The sequence below is a fragment of the Rhodococcus jostii NBRC 16295 genome (assembly GCF_001894825.1).
Lineage (GTDB): Bacteria > Actinomycetota > Actinomycetes > Mycobacteriales > Mycobacteriaceae > Rhodococcus_F > Rhodococcus_F jostii.
This window is the reverse complement of record NZ_BCWY01000211.1, coordinates 1-2,013: the sequence shown is the minus strand read 5'-3', so window position 1 is coordinate 2,013 and position 2,013 is coordinate 1. Positions and strand designations below refer to the sequence as shown.

At 71.3% G+C, this 2,013-nt stretch carries 2 protein-coding genes; both read left to right on the top strand.

Annotated elements, in window-relative coordinates:
• Nucleotides 1–773, top strand: a 773-nt coding sequence (gene cofD / locus RJ1_RS44770; protein ID WP_073371150.1) for a 2-phospho-L-lactate transferase, incomplete at its 5' end; no start/stop codon positions are given.
• The coding region (locus RJ1_RS44765; protein WP_073371149.1) for a coenzyme F420-0:L-glutamate ligase at nucleotides 770–2,013 on the top strand (1,244 nt) is incomplete at its 3' end. The genes cofD and RJ1_RS44765, both read left to right, overlap by 4 nt.

Below are 2,013 nucleotides of genomic sequence, written 5' to 3'. Positions count from 1 at the left end.
CCGTCCGCGGGTGGGGTCATGCGGGTGAAACGTGGAACGCGAAGGAGGAACTCGCGGCGTACGGGGCGAAGCCCGACTGGTTCGGGCTCGGTGACCGGGACATCGCGACCCATTTGATCCGTTCCCAGATGCTGCGTACCGGGTATCCGTTGTCGGCGGTGACCGAGGCGTTGTGCAACCGGTGGCAGCCGGGTGTGACGTTGCTGCCGGTGACCGATGATCGTAGTGAAACTCACGTGGTGATCACCGATCCCGAGGACGGTGAGCAGCGCGCGATCCATTTCCAGGAGTGGTGGGTTCGGTACCGCGCGCAGGTGCCGACGCACAGCTTCGCGCACATCGGGTCGGAGCAGGCGACGCCGGCGCCGGGGGTGGTCGAGGCGATCGAGGGCGCGGACATCGTGCTGCTGGCGCCGTCGAATCCGGTGGTCAGTGTCGGTGCGATCCTGGCGGTGCCGGGCATCCGGGGTGCGTTGCGGACCACCGCGGCGAAGGTGGTCGGGATCTCTCCGATCGTCGGTGGAAAACCGTTGCGCGGCATGGCCGACGAATGCCTCGACGTGATCGGTGTGGAGACGTCGGCGGAGGCGATCGGCCGGTGGTACGGCGCGCGGTCCGGGACCGGGATCCTCGACGGCTGGCTGGTCCACGACACCGACACCGCGGACGTGCCCGGCGTCGAGGTGCGCAGTGTCCCGCTGATCATGACCGACCCCGACGTCACCGCGGCGATGGTCCAGGCGGCACTCGACGTGGCGGGGGTGACGCTGTGAGCGACCCCCGCGCCCCGCAGTCCGATCACGCGCCCGGCGGTGCCGTCGAGATCCTGCCCGTCACCGGTCTGCCCGAGTTCCGGCCGGGCGACGATCTGGCGGCCGCGATCGTCGCGGCGGCGCCGTGGCTCGAGGACGGCGACGTCCTGGTGGTCACCAGCAAGGTGTTCTCGAAGGTGGAGGGCCGGATCGTGTCCTCCCCGACCGATCCCGACGAGCGGGACGCGGCCCGGCGCCTCCTCGTCGAGCAGGAAGCGGTGCGGATCGTGGCCCGCAAGGGCCGGACCCTGATCACCGAGAACCGGCTCGGGATCGTGCAGGCGGCGTCGGGGATCGACGGGTCGAACGTCGACGGCGCCGAACTCGCTCTGCTACCGGAGGATCCGGACGCCAGCGCCCGAACCCTGCGCGGCGCGGTGAAGGCCGCGCTCGGTGTCACCGTCGCGGTGGTGGTCACCGACACCATGGGACGGGCGTGGCGCAACGGCCAGATCGACGCCGCCATCGGTGCGGTCGGGCTTCCGGTCCTGCACGGGTACGCCGGTTCCCGGGACAGTCAGGGCAACGAACTCGTCGTGACGGAGGTGGCAGTCGCCGACGAGATCGCCGCCGCCGGCGACCTGGTCAAGGGCAAGCTCGGTGGGGTGCCGGTCGCGGTCGTGCGCGGTCTCGACCTGTCCGACGACGGTTCGCGCGGACAGGACCTGATCCGGCGCGGCTCCGAGGACCTGTTCTGGCTGGGCACCGCCGAGTCCCTCGAGCTGGGGCGTTCCGAGGCGCTGCTGCTGCGCCGCTCCATCCGCCGCTTCTCCGCCGACCCGGTCGACCCCGACGCCGTCCGCGCGTCGATCGCCGACGCCCTCACCGCGCCGGCGCCGCACCACACCCGCCCGGTCCGCTTCGTCTGGATCCGCACCCGCGACGTCCGCGACGCACTGCTGTCCCGGATGGGCGAGCAGTGGCGCACCGACCTCGCCTCCGACGGTCTGAGCGCCGACGCCGTGCAGGCGCGGGTGGCCCGCGGAAACATTCTCGTCGACGCACCCGAGGTGATCATCCCGTTCTGCGTCCCGGACGGTGCCCACACCTACCCTGACCCGCGCCGGCAGGCGGCCGAATCGACGATGTTCACCGTCGCGGTCGGCGCCGCGGTCCAGGGACTGCTGGTCTCGTTGGCCACCAAGGGAATCGGTAGCTGCTGGATCGGGTCGACGATCTTCGCCGCCGACATCGTCCGCGA